This window comes from Phyllobacterium trifolii, from assembly GCF_014192095.1.
GTDB lineage: Bacteria > Pseudomonadota > Alphaproteobacteria > Rhizobiales > Rhizobiaceae > Phyllobacterium > Phyllobacterium trifolii.
Window position 1 is genome coordinate 1 of record NZ_JACHXN010000058.1, and the last position, 2,295, is coordinate 2,295.

A 2,295-nucleotide genomic window follows, 5' to 3' on the forward strand; every position below is an offset into this window, starting at 1 on the left:
GCGTCAGAGTCAGGGCCGCCTTGCAAACGTCCTGAAAAACCTCGCGCAGAGCGTCGAGGATGCTCAAACTCCGAGTTTTTCAACGATATCCGCCAATAGCTGTCATTCGCGTTGACTCCGCTGTCAGGTCAGGGAACTAGCCGGAGCAGCCGAAAACGCACCCGCATCCTTACCCCTAGCGTGAGTGCTTCGCCTCCGGCCCTCTTTTGGTGCAGCGGCTCTAGCCGTCCCAGCCCATACCGTGGTTCCGCCACGCATTCCATCGAGAAGGTAACTCATTGGCACGTTCGGCGGTGCGTTCTATGAAATGCCGGCCGAGCGCTGATATTTTCGGGCGCTTTCCGCCGGTTGAGTTTGATCCGGTGCAACTATCGCCAGCTGCATAAGATTAACAGATAATCCTGTCCGCTCTGAGCCGCCCATTGCGGCCAATCTAAGACGGTCATTCAAGAGCTGTGGAAGACGTCTGCTACTGCCCGCCAGGCGGCAGCAAGTATAGCGTCATCGCAAGAATGAGGTAGACCATTAACATCAATACACCCACGAACCATGTCGAGTGCCCGCCGTTGGTGACGATTGTGGCTGTCATCGTAGCGATGAGCACCATGACAACCGCACCCGGCCAGAATTGCAGGTCCATCGGGCCCGGCCCGATGACGTAACTCAGCAGCACAAGGACTGGTGCAACGAATAGTGCTATTTGAGCAGCACTCCCGAGAGCAATGCCAACGCTCAGATCGAGCCTGTTCTTGCGAGCGCCGGAAAAGGCTGATGCCATTTCCGCCGCACCGCCTACCAACGCCACAACGATAAAGCCCACGAATGCGGGCGTCATTCCGAAGGTGACCGCCGCTTCCTGAACCGATTCGACAAAGATTTCACTTACGAGCGCCACCAGGACCGTAACGCCCACCAGCGTAACAAGGGCCACATTAAGCGGCCAACTCGACTCCTCCGAAGCCTCTTCCGTGCTGCCGAAGAGTTCGCTGTGGCTCTTCAGTGAGAATACGAGACCCAATCCATAGGCGATGATCAGGACGACTGACAGGCCGACACTCAGTTTCTGCATAAACTCCGACGGCACTTCAAAATCCGCAGTGGCAACTGCTGATGGGATAATCAGGGCGACTGTTGCCAGAAACAGCAAGGTTATCTGCAGGCGCGCATTAGCGCGATTGTAGTCTTGAACGTGGTATTTCAGGCCCCCGAGCAAGAACGACGCTCCCAACATAAACAGGGTGTTGGTGACAATTGCTCCGGCCAGGGAGGCCTTTACCAAGGTAAACTGGCCAAGGCGCAGTGCCGCCAGCGCAATAATGAGTTCGGTGAGATTGCCGAGTGTTGCATTGAGGAGGCCACCGACCGCATCGCCGGTTTTTGCCGCAACGGACTCGGTGGCGTGACTGAGCAGAGTCGCCAACGGAATGATGGCCAATACCGCGAGCAGAAAAAGCAGCGTGTGCGCTTCAGGGCTGGCCAACTTCGCCACAAAAACAATGGGCACGAGAGCGAGTAGCCAAAGGATCGGGTTGTGCTGGATTTCTTGCCACAAATAATTCATGACCCCTCCAAATAAAGGCTTAACCGCGGCGCAGGTACGAATTGCGATTAATGACAGTCGAACGTACGGCTTCTACGCTGACCGTCGCGAGCAACCCGGTCTCGCCTGCTAGGAAGAAGGCCGTGCGCCGCTCCATGAAAACTGTCACGACGAACAAAAGGAAAGCCTCAGGAGCACGGCAATGGCGACCGTGCGCTGGTGGTTTTTCTCTTTCAAGGGCGGCCCTTAGTATTCGGAGCGTCATTGAGAGGCCCCCCAGTAGCATACGACGCCATGACGTTTCCCCTAAAATCACGCGGCCGTGAGGATGGTAATTTAGTACTAAGCTGCGGCCGCCGCAACGGGTACACGCTAGGGACGCCTACGCATACCCGCGGCAGGCTGAGGCTACACCGAGCTTCTCACATGGCCGATCCGAGACGCGTCCAGCGAGCATTGTTGCATCTGTCTTGCAGAACGGCCGAAACAGGTAAATAGTTAGCTGGAGGACCGAGCTATCTGGATCCGGATTGGCTGGGAAGGGGCAGCAAAATGCAGCCGAACGTCACAATCCCTCAGCGCGCGCCGCCGCTCTTGAGAATGCTCGATTCAGCGCTTCAAATCGGACTCGTGGGGTTGCTGATATTTGCCTGCAGCCGTATCATATTGCCGTTCACTGGTATCCTGCTCTGGTCGGTGATCCTCGCGGTCATGCTCTATCCTTTGCACCAACGCCTGGTCGTCCGGGTCGGCAA

Annotated in this window: 2 protein-coding genes and 1 pseudogene; 1 reads left to right on the forward strand and 2 read right to left on the reverse strand. The window is 56.6% G+C overall.

What is annotated here, in order from left to right:
- Window positions 1–469 precede the first annotated feature (469 nt).
- Complete coding sequence (gene cax, locus FHS21_RS30305; RefSeq protein ID WP_112532148.1) at window positions 470–1,561, reverse strand: calcium/proton exchanger; 1,092 nt, start codon at window positions 1,559–1,561, stop codon at window positions 470–472.
- Window positions 1,562–1,580: 19 nt separating this feature from the next.
- Window positions 1,581–1,805 carry a hypothetical protein gene (locus FHS21_RS30310; protein WP_158482263.1) on the reverse strand — a complete coding sequence of 75 codons (225 nt, stop codon included), beginning with the start codon at window positions 1,803–1,805 and terminating at the stop codon, window positions 1,581–1,583.
- 287 nt (window positions 1,806–2,092) lie between these two features.
- Between FHS21_RS30310 and FHS21_RS30525 the strand changes: the two are divergent.
- Window positions 2,093–2,295 (forward strand): annotated as a pseudogene (locus tag FHS21_RS30525) (AI-2E family transporter); the annotation flags it as partial.

Excerpts from the sequence above, each read along its gene's own strand:
- cax (WP_112532148.1), bottom strand. The coding sequence starts at position 1,561 with ATGAATTATTTGTGGCAAGAAATCCAGCACAACCCGATCCTTTGGCTA.
- FHS21_RS30310 (WP_158482263.1), bottom strand. The coding sequence starts at position 1,805 with ATGACGCTCCGAATACTAAGGGCCGCCCTTGAAAGAGAAAAACCACCA.